Source organism: Serratia sp. HMSC15F11 (genome assembly GCF_001808215.1).
GTDB classification, from domain to species: domain Bacteria; phylum Pseudomonadota; class Gammaproteobacteria; order Enterobacterales; family Enterobacteriaceae; genus Serratia; species Serratia nevei.
Map to the genome: position 1 here is coordinate 68,389 of NZ_KV792432.1, position 20,430 is coordinate 88,818.

15 protein-coding genes and 1 rRNA gene are annotated in these 20,430 nt (G+C 61.9%); 6 read left to right on the forward strand and 10 right to left on the reverse strand.

Annotated elements, in window-relative coordinates:
• Positions 1-4: 4 nt before the first annotated feature.
• From HMPREF3138_RS08705 to HMPREF3138_RS08720, 4 genes are read right to left on the reverse strand one after another with little or no spacing between them, the layout of a single operon-like run.
• The gene (locus HMPREF3138_RS08705) at positions 5-790 is read right to left on the reverse strand and encodes an ABC transporter permease (protein ID WP_038874360.1); all 786 of its coding nucleotides are present in this window, start codon (positions 788-790) and stop codon (positions 5-7) included.
• A gap of 17 nt (positions 791-807) precedes the next feature.
• A complete protein-coding gene (locus HMPREF3138_RS08710; RefSeq protein WP_038874362.1) occupies positions 808-1,653 on the reverse strand; it encodes an ABC transporter permease in 846 nt (281 codons plus the stop codon).
• On the reverse strand, positions 1,650-2,459 hold the full coding sequence (locus HMPREF3138_RS08715) for an alkaline phosphatase family protein (protein ID WP_038874364.1): 810 nt from the start codon (positions 2,457-2,459) through the stop codon (positions 1,650-1,652). Before HMPREF3138_RS08715 ends, HMPREF3138_RS08710 begins: the two co-directional genes overlap by 4 nt.
• Before the next feature lie 11 nt (positions 2,460-2,470).
• Positions 2,471-3,532 (reverse strand): ABC transporter substrate-binding protein, encoded by a 1,062-nt coding sequence (locus HMPREF3138_RS08720; RefSeq protein WP_004936660.1) that lies wholly within the window; start codon positions 3,530-3,532, stop codon positions 2,471-2,473.
• Between the two features lie 193 nt (positions 3,533-3,725).
• On the opposite strand from HMPREF3138_RS08720, the gene HMPREF3138_RS08725 reads away from it, so the two are divergent.
• On the forward strand, positions 3,726-4,436 hold the full coding sequence (locus HMPREF3138_RS08725; protein ID WP_038874367.1) for a UTRA domain-containing protein: 711 nt from the start codon (positions 3,726-3,728) through the stop codon (positions 4,434-4,436).
• Positions 4,437-4,473: 37 nt separating this feature from the next.
• On the opposite strand, the gene metH is transcribed toward HMPREF3138_RS08725, so the two are convergent.
• The gene (gene metH / locus HMPREF3138_RS08730; RefSeq protein WP_134267753.1) at positions 4,474-8,169 is read right to left on the reverse strand and encodes a methionine synthase; all 3,696 of its coding nucleotides are present in this window, start codon (positions 8,167-8,169) and stop codon (positions 4,474-4,476) included.
• 196 nt (positions 8,170-8,365) lie between these two features.
• Here metH and iclR point away from each other — a divergent pair, with 196 nt between their 5' ends.
• The 5 genes from iclR to HMPREF3138_RS08755 all read left to right on the forward strand — a co-directional run bounded on the left by iclR (position 8,366) and on the right by HMPREF3138_RS08755 (position 13,932).
• A complete protein-coding gene (gene iclR / locus HMPREF3138_RS08735; protein ID WP_004936648.1) occupies positions 8,366-9,196 on the forward strand; it encodes a glyoxylate bypass operon transcriptional repressor IclR in 831 nt (276 codons plus the stop codon).
• 253 nt (positions 9,197-9,449) lie between these two features.
• The gene (gntK, locus tag HMPREF3138_RS08740; protein WP_038874371.1) at positions 9,450-9,989 is read left to right on the forward strand and encodes a gluconokinase; all 540 of its coding nucleotides are present in this window, start codon (positions 9,450-9,452) and stop codon (positions 9,987-9,989) included.
• Positions 9,986-11,323, forward strand: a complete 1,338-nt coding sequence (gene gntU / locus HMPREF3138_RS08745) for a gluconate transporter (RefSeq protein WP_038874373.1) — start codon at positions 9,986-9,988, stop codon at positions 11,321-11,323. The genes gntK and gntU overlap by 4 nt, the downstream gene beginning before the upstream one ends.
• 98 nt (positions 11,324-11,421) lie before the next feature.
• Positions 11,422-13,236: a phosphogluconate dehydratase gene (gene edd, locus HMPREF3138_RS08750; RefSeq protein WP_038874375.1), complete on the forward strand. Its 1,815-nt coding sequence runs from the start codon at positions 11,422-11,424 to the stop codon at positions 13,234-13,236.
• 54 nt (positions 13,237-13,290) lie between these two features.
• Positions 13,291-13,932 carry a bifunctional 4-hydroxy-2-oxoglutarate aldolase/2-dehydro-3-deoxy-phosphogluconate aldolase gene (locus tag HMPREF3138_RS08755; protein ID WP_038874377.1) on the forward strand — a complete coding sequence of 214 codons (642 nt, stop codon included), beginning with the start codon at positions 13,291-13,293 and terminating at the stop codon, positions 13,930-13,932.
• A gap of 1 nt (position 13,933) precedes the next feature.
• On the opposite strand, the gene aceK is transcribed toward HMPREF3138_RS08755, so the two are convergent.
• From aceK to rrf, 5 genes are all read right to left on the reverse strand, one after another.
• Positions 13,934-15,688 carry a bifunctional isocitrate dehydrogenase kinase/phosphatase gene (aceK, locus tag HMPREF3138_RS08760; protein ID WP_038874379.1) on the reverse strand — a complete coding sequence of 585 codons (1,755 nt, stop codon included), beginning with the start codon at positions 15,686-15,688 and terminating at the stop codon, positions 13,934-13,936.
• A 69-nt stretch (positions 15,689-15,757) separates the two neighbouring features.
• On the reverse strand, positions 15,758-17,065 hold the full coding sequence (gene aceA, locus HMPREF3138_RS08765) for an isocitrate lyase (protein ID WP_004936630.1): 1,308 nt from the start codon (positions 17,063-17,065) through the stop codon (positions 15,758-15,760).
• A 41-nt stretch (positions 17,066-17,106) separates the two neighbouring features.
• The gene (gene aceB / locus HMPREF3138_RS08770) at positions 17,107-18,705 is read right to left on the reverse strand and encodes a malate synthase A (protein WP_038874381.1); all 1,599 of its coding nucleotides are present in this window, start codon (positions 18,703-18,705) and stop codon (positions 17,107-17,109) included.
• A 374-nt stretch (positions 18,706-19,079) separates the two neighbouring features.
• Positions 19,080-20,009 (reverse strand): homoserine O-acetyltransferase MetA, encoded by a 930-nt coding sequence (gene metA, locus HMPREF3138_RS08775; RefSeq protein WP_038874383.1) that lies wholly within the window; start codon positions 20,007-20,009, stop codon positions 19,080-19,082.
• A 200-nt stretch (positions 20,010-20,209) separates the two neighbouring features.
• Positions 20,210-20,325, reverse strand: a 5S ribosomal RNA gene (gene rrf / locus HMPREF3138_RS08780).
• Between the last annotated feature and the right edge of the window lie 105 nt (positions 20,326-20,430).

A 20,430-nucleotide genomic window follows, 5' to 3' on the forward strand; every position in this document is an offset into this window, starting at 1 on the left:
CGGGTTAACCCTTGTTTTTATTCAGCAGGTTCGCCAGCCAGGTGACGAGCAGCACCACGGCGAAATAGGAGATGACCAGCGCGCTGGTGAAATGCCCGCTGCCGTTGCGCATGTTGAACAGGTAGACCTGCAGCGTTTCATACTGGCTGCCCACCAGCAGGTTGGCGAACACGAACTCGCCGATCAGGAACGAGAACGACAGAAGCACGGCGATCGTTCCGCCCTTGCGCAGGTTCGGCAGCACCACCAGCAGCGCCGCCTGCCAGGTGCTGGCGCCGAGCAGGTGCGCGGCGTCCATCAGATCGCGCAGGTTGATCGCCTGCATGTTGTTGCTGATGGCGCGGTAGATAAACGGCAGCGCGATGGTGAAATAGCAGCCCACCAAAATCCACGGAGTGCCGAGCAGCGGCAGCGGGTCGGCGGCGAACAGCTGCATCAGCCCCACCGCCGAAACCACCGGCGGCACGGCGAACGGCAGCAGAATCAGCACGTTCATCACCGCGTCCAGCTTGGGAAAGTAGTAAGCGATCACAAACATCGCCGGCAGGATCACCACCACCGACAGCAGCAGCGTGCCGAAGCAGATCAACAGCGAGTGCCACAGCGCCTGCAAAAAGCGCGGGTCGCTCCACAGCGCCGCTAGCCACTTCAGGGTAAAACCGTCCGGCAAAATAGTGGCACCCCACTGGGTGGCCAGCGCATAAATCAGCGTCGCAGCCAGCGGCAACAGCAGGATCAGCAGCAGCAGGCCGGTCACCGTGCGATGGTACAGGCGTTCAGCACGCGACATGAGCATTCTCCATCCGATTATGAGCGCGCATTAAGGTAGCTCCTGCGCAGCATCCATTGGTGGATCACCGTGATAAACGCCATCATCACCACCAGCAGCATCGCCAGCGCGCTGGCCAGGTTCGGATCGAGGGAGATGTCCCCCGCCACCAGCGCCGAGATACGGATCGGGATCACATTGAAGTTGCCGGTGGTCAGCGCGTAGACCGTAGCGTAGGCGCCCAGCGCGTTAGCCAGCAGAATGACGAAGGTGCCCATCAGCGCCGGCGCCAGCACCGGCAGGCCGATATGCCGCCAGTAGCGCCAGGGGCCGGCGCCGAGCAGCGCCGCCGACTCGCGCCAGTCGGCGCGCAGCGCGTCGAACGCCGGATACAGCAACAGCACCCCCAGCGGGATCTGGAAGTAGGTATACAGCACGATCAGGCCGCTCTTCGAATAGAGGTTGAAACTCTCCATCAGACCGTATTTGCGCAGCAGCAGCGTCAGGCAACCGTTCAGCCCCAGCAGGATGACGAAGGCGAACGCCAGCGGCACCCCGGCGAAGTTGCTGGTCATGTTGGTGAACGACATCACGAAGTCATGAAATCGGCTCTGGCCGAGCTGGCGCAGCGAGTAACTGCCCACTAACGCAATCAGCAAGCCGTAGGCGCTCGACCACAGCGAGATCTCCAGTGAGAACTGAAAGGCCTGCAGGTAGAACGGCGAGGTGAGGATATCGACATAGTTGCCCCATCCCCAGCCGCTGCTCTCGCTGAAAAAGCTGTGAACGGCGATCCACACCAGCGGGGCGATCTGAAACGCGCCGAACAGCACGATAAACGGCAACAGGCATAGCGCGGCGATCCATTTGGTTTTGCCGTTCATCGCGCATCCTGCGCCAGCAACGCCCGGCAGCGCGGCTTGTCGTGCGGCGCCTGCAGCAGATCGCAAATCGTGCCGCACAGCTCGGTTTGCTGCGGATCGGCGTCGTCCAGGCTGAAGCCCGTGCCGAACACGAACAGCGGCACCTGGCGCTCCTCCGGCAACACCCCGCCGTGGCTGCGATCGTCGTTCATGCCATGGTCGGCAGTAACCAGCACCTGATAACCGGCGGCCAGCCACTCGGGCAGATAGCGCGACAGCGAACCGTCGGCGCGGCGTGCCGCATTGCGGTACTGCGGCGAAGAGAGGCCGAAGCGGTGCCCGGCGTCGTCGATGTTCATCGGATGGACCAGCAGAAAGTCCGGCTGATGACGCAGGCGCAAGCTTTCGGCGTCGTCGAACAGATGGCTGTCGGGATAGCCGTCGTCGTAATAGAAATGCCCGTGCTGGATCGGCAGCTCAGGCGCGTCGGTATGGCGGTCGCGCGCGGCGTCGAACGGCGTGCGGTTATACAATTCGCTGAACCAGTGATAAGCGGCGGCGGCGGTGGTCAACCCGGCGGCGCGCGCGTAATGAAACACGCTTTGTTGATGAGAAAGGCGCGAGACGTGGTTGTGCACCACGCCGCTCTCCACCGGCGTGACGCCGGTGAGGATGCATTCATACAGCGGCCGGGAGAGCGAGGGCAGCTCGCTCTCCAGCAGGTACAACCGTCCGCGTCCCGCCGCGCATTCGGCCTGCAGATAGCCCATGGCGTCGTGCGCCACCCGGTAGTTGAGGCCGTCCAGCAGCACGAGGATCGTTTTCATGGTGCGTTAACTCACTGCTGCATAAACATAATGACGTTTTCCTGCCACAGGCGCGGCAGCGCTTTGGCGCTCTGTTCCCAGGCCGCCGGATCGGCGATCGGGTGCGCGTTCTTGTACTGCTCGGCCGGCAGCAGCTTGGCCTTGACGTCGTCCGGCAGCGTCAGATGTTCGGCGCGGATCGGGCGGGCATAGCCGCGCGCCAGGTTGATCTGGCCGGCGTCGGAGAAGATGTATTCGCGCGCCAGCTTGGCGGCGTTCGGGTGCTTGGCGTATTTGTTGATGATGGTGGTGTAGCCGGAGGTGATCGAGCCGTCCGACGGGATCAGCACTTCAAAGCGGGTTTTGTCGATCTGGTCGCGGTAGTTCAGGCCGTTGAAATCCCACACCACGCCGACCTGCACTTCCCCTTTCTCCAGCGATGCGATCACCGGGTTGCTCAGGCTCAGGCGGCCGGCCTTGGCCAGCTTGCCGAAGAATTCCAGGCCCGGCTTGAGGTTCTTCTCGTTGCCGCCCATGGCGTAGGTGGCCGCCAGCACGCCGCTGGCCGCCTGCGACGCGGTGCCGACGTCGCCGATGGTGACCTGATAGCTGCCCTTCAGCAGATCGGCCCAGCTGTGCGGGATATCTTTAACCTGCTGTTTATTGATGATGAAGGCGATGGTGCCGGTGTAAGCCAGCGCCCAGTGGCCGTCTTTGTCTTTCGCCCAGTCCGGCACCTGATCCCAGGTAGAGGGTTTGTACGGCTGCGTTACGCCCTTCTGCACCGCCACCGGGCCGAAGGCCGCGCCGACGTCACCGATGTCCGCCGTAGCGTTGTTCTTTTCCGCATCAAATTTGGCGATCTCCTGTGCGGAGCTCATGTCGGTATCGACATGCTTCAGGCCATATTTGCTCAACAGATCTTGCCAGGTGCCTTTCCAGTTGGCCCAGCTGTCCGGCATGCCGACGCTGTTGACTTCGCCTTCTTTTTTAGCGGCCTGCTCCAGCGCCGCCAGATCGGTATCCGCGGCCCAGCTCATCTGGCTGGATAACACGATGGCACTGGTTAACACAGAAGCGCACAAACGTTTCATAACTGATGCTCCAGGTGGTAGTGTGGGGATGGCTGGACTAGTCCAGCAAGGGCCAAACCAATCTAACGGACGAATGTGATAATTATATGTCAGCTTAAAAAAGCGACAGTTTTATCACCCATTGCAACGGCGAAAACGCGACGCTGGTCTACCTTAAGGGAGGCCAAACGCACTGAAACGGGACACCCGCTGTATGAGTGAAGCACCGACGACCGTGGCGACCATTTGCCAAACGCTGAACGCCCGCATCACCGCAGGCGAGTTCGCCGTGGGCGGCAAGCTGCCCTCCGAACGCGCCCTGAGCGAGCAATTCGCCACCACCCGCATTACCTTGCAGGAGGCGCTCGGTCAGCTGGAGGCGCAGGGCGTCATCTACCGCCAGGTGCGGCGCGGCTGGTTCATCTCGCCACCGCGTCTTATCTACAACCCGCTGCAGCGCAGCCATTTTCACGCCATGGCGCAGCAGCAGGGGCGCGCCGCCCATACCGAGGCGATCGACAGCACGGTAGTCACGCTCGACGCGCCGCTGGCCGGCCGCCTGGCGCTGCCCCCCGGCGCCGAGGCCTATCGCATTCGCCGGCTGCGCTACATCGACGGGCGCGCGGTGCTGTACTGCGAGCACTACCTCAACCCGGCCTATTTCCCCGGCATTCTGGACGAAGACCTGACCCAGTCGCTGACCGCGCTGTACGCCGCGCGCTACGGCATTCACTACGGGCGGGTACGTTTCGACATGCTGCCCACCCTGCTGCCGCAGCAGGCCGCCGCCATGCTGAAGGTGACCTACGGCAGCCCGGCGCTGTTCATTACGCGGGTGAACCGCGATCAGCACGACCGGGTGATCGATTGCGATCTGGAGTATTGGCGTTACGATGCGCTGCACATCGACGTGGAAGCGCAGTAAATGACAAGGGCGCATCGCTGCGCCCTTAAAGAGGAAATCAGTCGGCGTCGTAGCCGAGGTTAGGCGCCAGCCACCGTTCGACCTCGCTCACGCTCATCCCTTTACGCACCGCGTAGTCTTCCACCTGATCGCGCTGGATCTGCGCCACCGCGAAGTACTTGCTTTCAGGATGGCTGAAGTACCAGCCGGACACCGCTGCCCCCGGCCACATGGCGAAGGACTCCGTCAGCTCCATGCCGGTGTGGCGGTTGACGTCCAGCAGCTGCCAGATGGTCGCTTTCTCGGTGTGCTCCGGGCAGGCCGGATAACCCGGCGCCGGCCGGATGCCCTGATAGTTTTCGCGGATCAGCTCTTCGTTGCTCAGGCTCTCGTCGGCGGCATAGCCCCAGTGCAGCTTGCGCACCTGCTCATGCAGGTATTCGGCGAAGGCCTCCGCCAAGCGATCCGCCAGCGCCTTAACCATGATTTTGTTGTAATCGTCGTGCTGCGCGTCGAACGCCGCCGCCAACGCGTCCTCCTCCAGCCCGCCGGTCACCGCGAAGGCGCCGAAGTAGTCGGCCTTGCCGCTGCTTTTCGGCGCCACGAAGTCCGCCAGGCAGTAGTTCGGGAAGTCGGTTTTTTCCGTCTGCTGACGCAGATGGCGGCTCACCGCCAGCACCTCGTCACGCCGTTCGTCGCGGTATACTTCCACGTCGTCGCCGACGCGGTTGGCCGGGAACAGGCCGTAAACGCCGCGCGGGTTGAGGCTGCGCTCGGCGGCCAGCCGATCCAGCATCTGATTGGCGTCGTGGAACAGGCGCTTGGCCTCTTCCCCCACCACCTCGTCTTCCAGGATGCGCGGGTATTTGCCCGCCAGCGACCAGGTCATGAAGAACGGCGTCCAGTCGATGTAGTGGCGCAGCGTCTCGATACCGGCCGCCACCGGGAACACGCCGAGCTGCCGCGGCGCCGGCGGCTGATAATCGGCCCAGTCCAGCGCCATGGCGTTGGCGCGTGCCTTCTGCAAATCGACCGGCGGCGTGCGTGGCTTTTTACGCGCATGCTGAATGCGCACCGTTTCATACTCTTTGCGGGTGCGCGCCACAAACTCGTCGCGCTGGGTGGCGGACAGCAGCGCCGACACTACGCCCACGGTGCGCGAGGCGTTTTGCACGTAGGTGGTCGGGCCGCTGTAGTTCTGCTCGATTTTCACCGCGGTGTGCGCCTTGGAGGTGGTGGCGCCGCCGATCAGCAGCGGCAACGTAAAGCCCTGGCGCTCCATCTCTTTCGCCACGTTGACCATCTCGTCGAGCGACGGCGTGATCAGCCCCGACAGGCCGATGATGTCCACGTTCTCCTCACGCGCGGTGCGCAGGATTTTCTCCGTCGGCACCATCACGCCCAGATCGACGATTTCATAGTTGTTGCACTGCAGCACCACGCCGACGATGTTCTTGCCGATGTCATGCACGTCGCCCTTCACCGTCGCCAACAGGATTTTCCCCGCAGAGGTGCCCTGCTGCTTGCTGGCCTCGATGTACGGTTCCAGGTAGGCCACCGCCTGCTTCATCACGCGGGCGGATTTCACCACCTGCGGCAGGAACATCTTGCCCTCGCCGAACAGATCGCCAACCACGTTCATCCCCGCCATCAGCGGCCCTTCGATCACTTCGATCGGGCGTTCGGCCTGCTGCCGCGCTTCTTCGGTGTCCAGCTCGATAAACTCGGTGATGCCCTTCACCAGCGAATATTCCAGCCGTTTTTCTACCGGCCAGCCGCGCCATTCAGCCTGCTGCACCGCCACGTCATTATCTTTGCTGCCGCGGTATTTTTCGGCCAGCTCCAGCAGGCGTTCGGTGCCGTCCTCGCGACGGTTGAGGATCACGTCCTCCACCGCGTCGCGCAGCTCGGCGCTTAAATCGTCATAAATCGCCAGCTGCCCGGCGTTGACGATGCCCATGTCCATGCCGTTGCGAATGGCGTGATACAGGAACACCGCGTGGATCGCTTCACGCACCGGATCGTTGCCGCGGAACGAGAACGACACGTTGGACACGCCGCCGGAGATCATCGCGTGCGGCAGGTGGGTTTTGATGTCGGCGCAGGCTTCGATAAAGTCGACGGCGTAGTTGTTGTGCTCTTCAATGCCCGTAGCGACAGCGAAAATGTTCGGGTCGAAAATGATGTCTTCCGGCGGGAAGCCGACGCGTTCGGTCAGAATGTTATAGGCGCGGCGGCAGATCTCGAACTTGCGCTCGCGGGTGTCCGCCTGCCCCACTTCGTCGAACGCCATCACCACCACCGCGGCACCGTAGCGGCGCACCAGTTTGGCGTGGTGGATAAAGGCTTCCTCACCCTCCTTCATCGAGATCGAGTTGACGATGCCCTTGCCCTGAATGCACTTCAGGCCTTTCTCGATAACGGACCACTTGGAGGAGTCGATCATGATCGGCACCCGGGCGATATCCGGCTCGCCGGCAATCAGGTTAAGGAAGCGCACCATCGCCGCTTCGGCGTCGAGCATCCCCTCGTCCATGTTGATGTCGATGATCTGCGCGCCGCTCTCGACCTGCTGGCGCGCCACGTCGAGCGCCTCGCTGTATTTCTCTTCTTTGATCAGGCGTTTGAATCGCGCCGAACCGGTGACGTTGGTGCGCTCGCCGACGTTGACGAACAGGGTGTTGGCATCGATGGTCAGCGGCTCCAGGCCCGCCAGGCGGCAGGCGACCGGGATCTCCGGCAGCCGGCGCGGCGGCACGCCCTCGACCGCGTTGGCCATCGCGGCGATATGTTCCGGCGTGGTGCCGCAGCAGCCGCCGATGATATTGAGGAAGCCGGCCTGCGCCCACTCCCCGACCTGGCGCGCCATCTCGGCCGCATCCAGATCGTACTCGCCGAAGGCGTTCGGCAAACCGGCGTTCGGGTGCGCGGTGACGTAGGTCTCCGAGATGCGCGCCAGCTCGGCGACGTACTGACGCAGTTCGTCCGGGCCCAGAGCGCAGTTCAGGCCGAAAGTCAGCGGCTTGACGTGGCGCAGCGAATTGTAAAACGCTTCGGTGGTCTGGCCGGACAAAGTACGGCCGGAGGCGTCGGTGATGGTGCCGGAAATCATGATCGGCAGTTCCACCCCCAACGCTTCGAATTCGGTTTCCACTGCAAAAGCGGCGGCCTTGGCATTCAGGGTGTCGAAGATGGTTTCGATCATGATCAGATCGACGCCGCCCTCCACCAGCGCGCGGGTCGATTCGCGGTAAGCCGCCACCAGCTCATCGAACGAAATGTTGCGGAACGCCGGATCGTTGACGTTCGGCGAGATGGACGCAGTGCGGTTGGTCGGCCCCAGCACCCCGGCGACGTAGCGCGGTTTTTCCGGCGTGCGCGCCGTCCATTCGTCGGCGCAGGCGCGCGCCAGGCAGGCGGCCTGATAGTTAATCTCGGCGGACAGCGACTCCATGTGGTAGTCGGCCATGGCGATGGAGGTGGAGTTGAAGGTATTGGTCTCAAGGATATCGGCGCCCGCCTCAAGATAGGCGTAATGAATGGCGGTGATCACTTCCGGCTTGGTCAGCACCAGCAGATCGTTGTTGCCTTTCAGATCGCTGCGCCAGTCGGCGAAACGCTCACCGCAGAAATCACGCTCGTCCAGACGGTAGCTCTGGATCATGGTGCCCATGCCGCCGTCCAACACCAAAATGCGCTGCGCTAACTGGCGGCGCAGTTGTTCTACTCGATTCGTCACTGTAACCCCTTCCATTGCCATCCAGCCCATTGCTCAACTGCCGCAAAAACCAACGAGTCATCCTAGCACAGCTTGTAGGGACAAAGGGCCAGGCGACAATTGAGAGTTTTTCAGGTTGTGCGCCAACACCTCCGATGAGCTGGCGGCGACTTGCAATTCATCGACAAAAAACGAAAATGAATTCCATCATACGGAAAAAGGAATCTCACCCATGGCCACCCCTGCTCCCGCCAAACGCGGCAAGAAGCCCCGCGCAGCAGCCCCGGCCGCCAGTGCGGCGACCGGCCAGGTACAATCGTTGACCCGTGGCCTGAAGCTGTTGGAATACATTTCGGAAGCTCAGGGCAACGTGGCGCTGACCGATCTGGCGCAGCAGGCCGGCCTGCCGAATTCCACCACTCACCGCCTGCTCACCACCATGCAGCAGCAGGGATTCGTGCGCCAGGTCGGCGATCTCGGCCTGTGGACCATCGGCTCGCACGCCTTTGTGGTCGGCAGCAGCTTCCTGCAAAGCCGCAACCTGCTGGCGATGGTGCATCCGACGCTGCGGCGCCTGATGGAAGAGTCTGGCGAAACCGTCAACCTGGCGGTGCTGGATACCAGCGAGTACCAGGCGATCATCATCGATCAGGTGCAGTGTACGGCGCTGATGCGCATGTCGGCGCCGATCGGCGGTAAACTGCCGATGCACGCCTCCGGCGCCGGCAAGGCGTTCCTCGCCACCCTGCCGGACGATCAGGTGACCAAACTGCTGCACAAAAAAGGCATGCATACCTACACGCCGCACACCCTGACGCCGCACAACCTGAAAGAGGGGCTGGCGCAGATCCGCAAACAGGGCTTCTCCTTTGATGACGAAGAGCACGCGCTCGGCCTGCGCTGCGTGGCTGCCTGTATCTTCGACGAGCACCGCGAAGCCTTCGCCGCCATCTCCATCTCCGGCCCGGTGTCGCGCATCACCGACGATCGCGTGATCGAACTGGGAGCGCTGGTGATCCACGCGGCGAAAGAAATCAGCCTGGCCTACGGCGGCGTGCGCTGATCCCCCCCTCCTAGGGCGCCCCTGCGCGCCCTCTCTCTCTCGATTCCTTGCTCTGTTGTCAGCATGTAACAGGCTATCGGCATCCTGTTTAGCACACGGGAAAAAAGCTTGAAGCCGATCACAGTTAGCGATCCTCACGGCGAAAGCCCATTGCAACCGCTCAAACTTCCTTCGACAATGTTACCGATAACATGTTACCGGTAACAATCAAGCTGAACGAAGGTAACGCCACCCGGTGCTTTGGAGCCAAGCCATGACCAACAATCAAAATCGCATTTACGTCGTTATGGGCGTTTCCGGCAGCGGCAAGTCCGCCGTCGCCGCCGCCGCGGCCCGCCAACTCTCCGCCGGCTTCCTCGACGGCGACTTCCTGCATCCGCGCAGCAACATCCTGAAGATGGCCGCCGGCGACGCGTTGAACGACGACGATCGCGCCCCGTGGTTAGCCGCGCTCAACGATGCCGCCTTCGCCATGCAGCGCACCAACAACGTGTCGATCATCGTCTGCTCGGCGCTGAAAAAGCAGTATCGCGACCGCCTGCGCGCCGGCAACGGCAACCTGTCGTTTATCTACCTGCACGGCGAGTTCCCGGTGATCGAATCCCGACTGGCGGCGCGTAACGGCCACTTCTTCAAACCGCAGATGCTGGTCACCCAGTTCGCCGCACTGGAGCAACCGGGCGCCGACGAAAGCGACGTGATGGCGATCGACATCAACCAGCCGCTGGACGCGGTGATCGCCGATACCGTGCGCCATATCCAGAGCTTCCTGCCACAGGACGTGTGCGCGTGAGTACCGTTACGCTGGTCGGTACCGCAGTCGGCTCGGTTTTACTGCTGTTATTCCTGGTGATGAAGGCGCGCATGCACGCCTTCGTCGCGCTGATGCTGGTGTCCATCGCCGCCGGCATCTTCTCCGGCATGCCGCTGGACCATATCGCCGACACCATGCAAAAAGGCATGGGCGACACGCTGGGCTTCCTGGCGATCGTGGTGGCGCTGGGGGCAATGTTCGGCAAGATCCTGCATGAGGTCGGCGCGCTCGATCAAATTGCGGCGCAATTGCTGAAACGATTCGGACAAAGCAAGGCGCACTATGCGCTCGGCATCGCCGGCCTGATCTGCGCGCTGCCGCTGTTCTTCGACGTGGCGGTGGTGCTGCTGATCGGCATCGTGTTCGCCGTGGCGCGCCGCACCGACGGCAATATCGTCAAGCTGGCGATCCCGCTGTTCGCCGGCGTGGCCGCCGCCGCCTCCTTCCTGCTGCCGGGGCCGGTGCCGATGCTGCTGGCTTCGCAGATGAAGGCCGACTTCGGCTGGATGATCGCCATCGGCCTGGTGGCGGCAGTGATCGGCATGCTGATCGCCGGCCCGCTGTACGGCAGCTTTATCAGCCGCTTCGTCAACTGGCCAATGCCGCCGGAAGAGAACGAGCCGACGCTGACCAAGGGCAATCTGCCGTCGTTCGGTTTCAGCCTGGCGCTGGTGCTGTGCCCGCTGGTGCTGGTCGGCATGAAAACCATCGGCGCGCGGCTGGTCACCCCGGGTTCGCAGCTGCAGCAGTGGCTGGAGTTTATCGGCCACCCGTTCACCGCCATCCTGCTGGCCTGTCTGATCGTGATTTACGGCCTGGCGAAACCGCGCGGCATGAGCAATGAACAGACGCTGGCCATCTGCTCCGCCGCGGTGCAACCGGCCGGGATCATCCTGCTGATGACCGGCGCCGGCGGGGTGTTCAAACAGATCCTGGTGGATTCCGGCGTAGGGCCGGCGCTGGGTGACGCCATGATCGGCGCCGGCCTGCCGATCGCCGTGGCCGCCTTTGCGCTCTCCGCCATGGTGCGGGTGATTCAGGGCTCGGCCACCGTCGCCTGCCTGACCACCGTCGGCCTGGTGCTGCCGGTCACCAGCCAGCTCGGGCTGAGCGGCGGGCAGCTGGCCGCGCTGGCTATCTGTATCGCCGGCGGCTCCATCGTGCTGAGCCACGTCAACGACGCCGGTTTCTGGCTGTTCGGCAAATTCACCGGCGCCAACGAACTGCAAACGCTGAAAACCTGGACGGTGATGGAAACGATTCTGGGCAGCGTCGGCGGCGCTATCGGCATGATTGCATTCACGATGTTTTAAATCCTAAATCGCCCCCGGCCTTGCACACCAGGGCTGCAAATCACCACCGGGGGCACCGCCACAGGCGGCGACTATAACAACAGCAATGTGAGGAAGGCATGATTAACCCAACCTTGTCCCGTGTCACACAGCGCATCACCCACCGTTCCCAGGCCAGCCGTGCCGCCTATCTGGCGCGTATCGAAGCGGCCCGTTCCCAAACCGTCCACCGCGCGCAGCTGGCCTGCGGCAACCTGGCCCACGGCTTCGCCGCCTGTCAGCCCGATGACAAGACGGCGCTGAAAAACATGGTGCGCAGCGATATCGCCATCATCACCGCCTACAACGACATGCTGTCGGCCCACCAGCCGTACGAACACTACCCGCAGCGGCTGAAACAGGCGCTGCAGGCGGTGGGCGCCGTCGGCCAGGTGGCCGGCGGCGTGCCGGCGATGTGCGACGGCGTGACGCAGGGGCAGGACGGCATGGAGCTGTCGCTGATGAGCCGCGACGTGATCGCCATGTCGGCCGCCGTCGGCCTGTCGCACAACATGTTCGACGGTGCGCTGTTCCTCGGCATCTGCGACAAGATCGTGCCCGGGCTGGTGATGGCCGCCCTCTCCTTCGGCCACCTGCCCGCGCTGTTCGTGCCTGCCGGCCCGATGAGCAGCGGTTTACCCAACAAAGAAAAGGTGCGCGTGCGCCAGCTGTACGCCGAGGGCAAGGCCGACCGCCTGGCGCTGCTGGAAGCCGAGGCCGCGTCCTATCACGGCATCGGCACCTGCACCTTCTACGGCACCGCCAACACCAACCAAATGGTGATGGAAGTGATGGGCCTGCACCTGCCGGGCGCCTCCTTCGTACATCCGGACACGCCGCTGCGCGACGCGCTGAACGACGCCGCCGCGCGCCAGGTGACGCGACTGACCGACACCGCCGGCAACTACCTGCCGATCGGCCGCCTGATGGACGAGAAAGTGGTGGTAAACGGCATCGTCTCGCTGCTGGCCACCGGCGGCTCCACCAACCTGACCATGCATCTGGTGGCGATGGCGCGCGCAGCAGGCATCATCATTACCTGGGACGATTTCTCGGAGCTGTCGGAGGCGGTGCCGCTGCTGTGCCGCATCTACCCGAACGGCCCGGCCGACATCAACCAGTTCCAGGCCGCCGGCGGCGTGCCGCTGGTGGTGCGCGAGCTGCTGCAACACGGGCTGCTGCACGAAGACGTGCACACCGTGGCCGGTTTCGGCCTGCACCGCTACACCCAGGAACCCTGGCTGGATAATGGCCAGCTGGCGTGGCGCGAAGGCGTGGCCGGCTCGCTCGACGCCAGCGTGATCGCCAGCGTCGCTCAGCCGTTTGAGCATCACGGCGGCACCAAAGTGATGGCAGGCAATCTGGGCCGTGCGGTGATGAAAACCTCGGCGGTGCCCGCCGACAACCAGATTATCGAAGCGCCGGCGGTGGTGTTCGACAGCCAGCACGACATCGTGCCGGCGTTCGAAGCCGGCAAGCTGGATCGCGATTGCGTGGTGGTAGTGCGCTTCCAGGGGCCGCAGGCCAACGGTATGCCGGAGCTGCACAAGCTGATGCCGCCGCTAGGCGTGCTGATGGATCGCGGCTTCAAAGTGGCGCTGGTGACTGACGGCCGCCTGTCAGGCGCCTCCGGCAAGGTGCCTTCCGCCATCCACGTCACCCCGGAAGCCTATACCGGCGGCCTGCTGGCGAAAGTGCGCGACGGCGATCCGATCCGCGTCAACGGCCGCAGCGGCGAGCTGCAGGTGCTGGTCGACGCCGACGAACTGGCCCAGCGCACGCCATGCCAACCCGATCTGAGCGCAGAACACATCGGCTGCGGCCGCGAGCTGTTCGGCGCGCTGCGCAGCCAGCTGTCCGGCGCCGAGCAGGGCGCCTGCTGCATCAAATTTTAATCGATAGCCTGGCCGCATCGCCGCCTGGCGGCGGCCACAGAGGAGAACGTCATCATGAACCAATGGAAAACAAGCGCCGAACAGATCCTGACGGCGGGGCCGGTGGTGCCGGTCATCGTGATCAACAAGCTGGAACATGCGGTGCCGCTGGCGAAAGCGCTGGTCGCCGGCGGTGTGCGGGTGCTGGAAGTGACGCTGCGCACCGCCTGCGCCATGGACGCCATTCGCGCCATCGCCCAAGAAGTGCCGGAAGCGATCATCGGCGCCGGTACCGTGATCAATCCCCAGCAGCTGCGTGAAGTGACCGAGGCCGGTGCGCAGTTCGCCATCAGCCCGGGGCTGACCGACGAGCTGCTCAACGCGGCCACCGCCGGGTCCATTCCGCTTATTCCGGGCATCAGCACCGTTTCCGAGCTGATGCTGGGCATGGATTACGGCCTGCGCGAGTTTAAATTCTTCCCGGCGGAAGCCAATGGCGGGGTAAAAGCGCTGCAGGCGATCGGCGGCCCGTTCCCGCAGGTGCGCTTCTGCCCGACCGGCGGTATCTCGCCGGACAACTACCGCAGCTACCTGGCGCTGAAAAGCGTACTGTGCATCGGCGGCTCCTGGCTGGTGCCGGCGGACGCGCTGGAAAGCGGCGACTACGCCCGCATCACCGAACTGGCGCGCGCCGCCGTCGCGGGCGCCCAGGCCTGATTTACATCGCAGCGGTGGCGGCCGGCAGCGCCGCCCCGCTGCGCTGGCTGAACCGCTGCTTCTTGCGGTAAGCGAACACGTCTTCCACGTGCCCCTCGCGGATGCGCTGCTGCAACCCGCGCCAATACTCAGCCGTAAACAGATCGCTGTGCAGCTCTTCAAACACCTGCCGAATGCGCCGATCGCCGCACAGGAAGTGGCGGAACTCTTCCGGGAATACGTCGTTGGGCGCGATGCTGTACCACGGTTCGCTGGCCAGCTCGTCCTCCGGATAGCGCGGCGGAGGAATGTCGCGGAAGTTAACCTCGGTCATGTAGCAAATTTCGTCGTAGTCGTAGAACACCACCCGCCCGTGGCGCGTCACGCCAAAGTTCTTGAACAGCATGTCACCGGGGAAGATATTGGCGGCGGCCAGCTGCTTGATGGCATTACCGTACTCTTCGATCGCATCGCGCATCTGCTGGTCGTTGGCCTGCTCCAGATACAGATTCAGCGGCGTCATACGCCGTTCCATATACAGGTGCTTGATCACGATGCGATCGCCGAGATCTTCCAGTTTGCCCGGCACTTCGCGCTGCAGTTCCGCCAACAGCACCGGGCTGAGGCGCGCCTTGTCGACGACGAAATTCTCGTACTCTTGGGTATCCGCCATGCGCCCGACGCGATCGTGCTCTTTCACCAGCTGATAGCAGGCCATCACCTGCGCCTGCGTCACCTCTTTTTGCGGGGCGAACTCGTCCTTGATCACTTTGAATACCCGATCGAAGGACGGCAAGGTGAACACCAGCATCACCATGCCCTTCACCCCCGGCGCGATGATAAATTGCTCCTGCGACTGCGCCATAAAGGTCAGGTATTCGCGATAGCATTCGGTTTTGCCGTGCTTCTGGCAGCCGATCGCCATGTACAGCTCGGCGGTGGTTTTGCCCGGCAGGATCTCGCGCAGCCACTCCACCATCGCCGCCGGCAGCGGCGCGTAGACCATGAAATAAGAACGAGCGAAGCCGAAGACAATGCTGGCCTCGGCCTTACCGGTCAGGCAGGCGTCGATAAACAGCGCGCCCGATTCGCTGTGGTGGATAGGCAGCAAGAACGGATAAACGCCGTCGGCCAGGCGCAGCTTGCCGACCAGCCAGGCGGCCTTGTTGCGGTAGAACAGTTCGTTGGCGATCTGGAAGGTTGCACCCGCCAGCTGCTGTGCGCTGAAGGCGCGTTGCAGCGCCTGAGTGATGTAGCGAATATCGCGCGTCAAATCCTCCCACAGCAGCCGCAGCGGCAGATCGCTCAGTACGCTGCGCAGCATCGCCGGCAGATCGCCATGGGGAGTAAAATCGCGCGCCAGCGGACGCGGGATGTCGCGAAAGCGCCGCTCCGGCTGCGAACTGAAGACGAACAGCTTGTCCGGCGTCAGATCGCGGTGCTTGAACAGCCTGCAGTAGACCGAGTTAAAGAAGCTTTCGGCGATCTCGAAACGCGGATAGTCCGGCAGCAGGTCGATATAGACTGCTTTGACCCGGCTGGGGAAGTCGGCGTCGAAGTATTTCTGCCCGGTGATGCATTTGAGCTGCTCCACCACCAGGCCGACGTGATGGTCGTACAGATGGATGCGCTTTTTCATCGCCTGCTGCACCGCCGGCCAGTCCGCCTGCTCGAAGCGCTGCTGCGCGCCGGCGGTCACTTCCAGAAAGCGGCCGTACTGCGCATCGAAGCCCTGCAGGATCGTCTGTGCGATCAACAACTCCAGTTTTGCCGCCATCCTTACCCCCGCCAGAAAAAGAAGCCTGCGCATGCAGGCTCCGGGTGGAACGTCTTCAAGCTTGCCGCATCAGAACTGCTGTTCTTCCGTCGAACCGGTCAGCGCGGTGACCGAAGAGGCGCCGCCCTGAATGATGGTGGTGACCTTGTCGAAGTAGCCGGTGCCCACCTCTTGCTGGTGCGACGCGAAGGTGTAGCCGCGATCCACCGCGGCGAACTCCGCCTGCTGCACCTTCTCGACGTAGTGTTTCATGCCCTCGCCCTGCGCATAGGCGTGCGCCAGATCGAACATGTTGAACCACATGCTGTGGATGCCCGCCAGCGTGATGAACTGATATTTGTAGCCCATATCCGACAGCGCCTGCTGGAAGCGAGCGATGGTCTGGTCGTCGAGGTTCTTCTTCCAGTTGAACGACGGCGAGCAGTTGTAGGCCAGCAGCTTACCCGGGTATTTGGCGTGGATGGCGTCGGCGAAGCGCTGAGCGGCATCCAGATCCGGCGTTGAGGTTTCGCACCACACCATATCCGCGTAAGGAGCGTAAGCCAGGCCGCGGCTGATCGCCTGCTCGACGCCGGCATGGGTGCGGAAGAAGCCTTCCGCCGTGCGCTCGCCGGTGACGAAGGCGCTGTCATACGGATCGCAATCGGAGGTCAGCAGGTCGGCCGCATCGGCGTCGGTGCGGGCGATCACCAGCGTCGGCACGCCGAGCACGTCGGCCGCCAGGCGCGCGGCGACCAGTTTCTGGATCGCTTCCTGCGTCGGCACCAGCACTTTGCCGCCCATATGGCCGCATTTCTTCACCGCCGCCAGCTGGTCTTCAAAGTGTACCCCGGCGGCGCCGGCGGTGATCATCGCTTTCATCAGCTCGAAGGCGTTCAGCACGCCGCCGAAGCCGGCTTCCGCATCGGCGACGATCGGCAGGAAATAATCGGTGTAGCCTTTGCTGCCCGGCTCAATCTGGTTAGCCCATTGGATCTGATCGGCGCGGCGGAAGGTATTGTTGATGCGCTCGACGACCTTCGGCACCGAGTCCACCGGATACAGCGACTGGTCAGGGTACATGGCCGCCGCGCTGTTGGCGTCCGCCGCCACCTGCCAGCCTGACAGGTAGATAGCCTCGACGCCGGCTTTGGCCTGCTGCAGCGCCTGGCCACCGGTCAGCGCGCCCAGGCAGTTCACGTAGCCTTTGCGCGCCTTGCCATTCAACAATGCCCACAGTTTGGCGGCGCCGTTTTGCGCCAGGGTGCATTCCGGGTTGACCGAACCGCGCAGGTTGATCACGTCTTCGGCGCTGTAAGGGCGAGTGATGCCTTCCCAACGGGCCGATTTCCATTCCTGTTCCAGCTGCTGGATCTGTTGAGAGCGAGAGGTAGACATAATTTTTATCCTTTCAGTCATGTAGGGTTGATTGGGAAAATTCAGGCCAGCAGCGCATAGCCGGGCAGCGTCAGGAAATCGATTAACTCATCTTGCGTGGTGATGCGCTCCATCAGGCGCGCCGCCTCTTCGAACCGGCCGGCGTTAAAGCGCGCTTCCCCCACTTCTTCACGCACCACCAACATCTCTTCTTGCAGCATCTGGCGGAACAGCGCCTTGGTGACCGGACGCCCGTCGCTCAGGCTCTTCTCGTGGTGGATCCACTGCCAGATTGACGTACGGGAGATCTCCGCCGTCGCCGCATCTTCCATCAAACCGTAAATTGGTACGCAACCGTTGCCGGAGATCCAGGCTTCGATGTACTGCACCGCCACGCGGATATTGGCGCGCATCCCCGCCTCGGTGCGTTCGCCGTCGCACGGTTCCAGCAGCTGTGCGGCGCTGATCGGCGCGTCTTGCTCACGCAGCACCTCCAGCTGGTTCTGGCGATCGCCCAATGCTTTGCCGAATACCTCCATCACCGTATCCGCCAGCCCCGGGTGCGCCACCCAGGTGCCGTCATGGCCGTTGCTGGCTTCCAGCTCTTTGTCCGCCCGTACCTTATTCAACACCCAGTCATTTTTCTCGGCGTCTTTGCTCGGGATAAACGCCGCCATACCGCCCATGGCGAACGCGCCGCGCTTATGACAGGTTTTGATCAACAGACGCGAATAGGCGCTGAGGAAAGGTTTCTCCATGGTCACCGACTGACGATCAGGCAGCACGCGATCGCCATGATTCTTCAGCGTTTTGATGTAGCTGAAGATGTAATCCCAGCGGCCGCAGTTCAGGCCGACGATGTGGTCGCGCAGGTGGTAGAGAATTTCGTCCATCTGGAACACCGCCGGCAGGGTTTCGATCAGCACGGTCGCTTTGATGGTGCCGCGCGGCAGATCGAAACGATCCTCGGTAAAGCTGAAGACATCGCTCCACCAGGCCGCCTCTTCCCAGGACTGGGTTTTCGGCAGATAGAAATATGGGCCGCTGCCCTTGGCCAACAGTTGGCGATAGTTGTGGTAGAAGTACAGCGCGAAATCGAACAGGCCGCCGGGAATGGCTTCATCACGCCACAGCACGTGTTTTTCCGGCAAATGCAGGCCGCGCACGCGAGCGATCAATACCGCCGGGTTCGGTTTCAGCTGGTAGATTTTGCCGGCTTCATTGGTGTAGGAAATGGTGCCGTTAACTGCATCGTGCAGGTTGATTTGGCCGTCGATGATTTTGTCCCAGCTTGGCGCCAGCGAGTCTTCGAAGTCCGCCATGAACACTTTTACGTTGGCATTAAGCGCATTGATCACCATCTTGCGCTCAACCGGCCCGGTGATCTCGACCCGGCGGTCACGCAGATCTTGCGGAATGCCGCGGATCTGCCAGTCACCTTCACGAATGGAAGTGGTTTCCGAAATAAATCCCGGCAGTTCGCCGCGATCGATATTTTGCTGCCAGCGGACACGCGCCGCCAGCAGCTCGTTGCGCCGCGGCGTGAATTTCCCCACCAGTTCCGCCAGGAATTCAACCGCTTCATCGGTCAACACCTGGCGCTCCGCTGCGGCGAAACCCTGCGTAAACCTTAACTCCGTGCCTGCTATCTGTTGCGTCATGACCTTGCTCCTTCCCATCGTTGCGCTCGCGCGACCGGCGCATTTTCATCAGAAATCACTGTGGATCAGGGTGGATGAAACGATCCTCAACTGGTCAGATCTCATCCCGATAGCTCTAAGAATACTCAACAAAAAATAAAAATCAAAAACCATTTCCATTTTATTATTAAATATTTTATTAACACTTTATTATCAATTAGTTATATAAAATAACAATAATGACCGGTAAGGAAATCGCTTCCACCAGAGTGATAAAGATGCGCTAACACCTTGGTTAACAATTGATTTTAAGGAGGTGTGACGGAGAAAAAGAGGATCGTTCAGAGGATCAACGGCGCGGCGGCCTCGATTCAGCCGCCGGCGAGCAGAAAAGATCAGTCGAGCGTCGGATTCATATGGCGCAGATCGTACGGCGTGATCTGGTAGACGTAATAGTTGAGCCAGTTGGAAAACAGCAGATGGCCATGGCTGCGCCAGGTGGCTTTCGGTGTCAGTGAGGGGTTGTCATCGGGGAAGTAGTTGAGTGGAACGGCAGGATCGAGGCCGGCTTCGTTGTCGCGACAATACTCTCCTGCCAGGGTCAGCGTATCGTATTCCGGATGGCCGGTGACAAACGCCAGGCGCTTGTCCCTGCTGGCAAACAGGTAGGCGCCGGCCTGCTCGGATTCGGCCAGGATGTCCAGGTCGGTATATTGGCGAATCACTTCGGTCGGGAAATCGGCATAGCGTGAATGCGGCGCCAGGAAGCTTTCGTCGAAGCCGCGCGTCAGCAACGCATGCTGCTGCAGCGTTTGGTGCGGATAAACGCCGGAGAGCTTCACCTCGCGCGTCATCTTGGGAATGCCGTACAGGATGTTCAACGCCGCCTGTACCGCCCAGCAAACGAACAGCGTGGAGGTAACGTGGTTCTTAGCCCAGTCAATCACCCGTTCGATCTGCGGCCAGTAGGCAACATCGCAGAAATCGACCAGCCCCAGCGGCGCGCCGGTAACGATCAAACCATCGAAGTTCTCGTTCTGGATATCCTCGAAGTCGCAGTAGAAGTTATTCAGATGCTCGGCCGGCGTGTTCTTCGATTCGCGGCTATCGATACGCAGCAGCTGGATATCAATCTGCAGCGGCGAGTTGGACAGCAGGCGCAAAAACTGGTTTTCCGTTTCGATCTTCTTTGGCATCAGGTTGAGGATCAGCACTTTCAGTGGCCTGATTTCCTGTGTTTTTGCCCGCGAGGATGTCATCACGAAGACATTCTCACCGCGCAAGAAATTGACCGCAGGTAACTCATCAGGAACACGAATCGGCATTGCTTAACCCTCACACATCCATTTATACGTTTAGACTTCTAGATGCCCGAAGATAGCGTTTTTTTCCGTCGATGTCGAGCATTCGGCGAAAAGGTGAAAATGTTTCATTGCGCGCTCTGCGCCAAGATATGAGGAGGGGGAGTAAAGGGACTGAAAAGCAAAAAGGCCATCCTTTCGGATGGCCTCTTGGCTTATTTGATGCTTGGCAGTGTCCTACTCTCGCATGGGGAGACCCCACACTACCATCGGCGCTACGGCGTTTCACTTCTGAGTTCGGCATGGGGTCAGGTGGGACCACCGCGCTATTGCCGCCAAGCAAATTCTTTTTTCTGCCGAACTTCTAAACCCACTTTAAATAAAGTGGTGCTGATACCCAGAGTCGAACTGGGGACCTCACCCTTACCAAGGGTGCGCTCTACCA